This is a genomic window from Fructilactobacillus sp. X3R2C1 (assembly GCF_059901235.1).
In genome coordinates this window covers 1-241 of sequence record NZ_JBWXVA010000079.1, presented here as the reverse complement: position 1 = coordinate 241, position 241 = coordinate 1, and the positions used below count along the sequence as shown (strand labels likewise).

Here is a 241-nt window from a genome sequence, read left to right as displayed (position 1 = left end):
GATATTATATGTCGTAATCGCATCATCAAGCGCCCTGTGATGCTTGCCTGTCCCTTCTTTGCCATAGGCCTGTACAGCTTTCCAAAGTCCGGTTTGATTTTGATCCCCGAAAAAGCGTTTATACTCCAGGCAAAGATCAATTTGTTTCCCTGAAAAAGGGAAATCCAATCCTGCTTTCTGACAGCTCTGGCGAAGCACCTTCATGTCCATATTTCCCCAGGTAACAATCGTCGTCGGATGC

1 protein-coding gene is annotated in these 241 nt (G+C 46.1%); it reads right to left on the bottom strand.

The window, feature by feature from the left end:
• A partial coding sequence (locus AC6UDB_RS07235) for an exonuclease domain-containing protein (protein ID WP_500709590.1) occupies window positions 1–241 on the bottom strand: 241 nt, incomplete at both ends.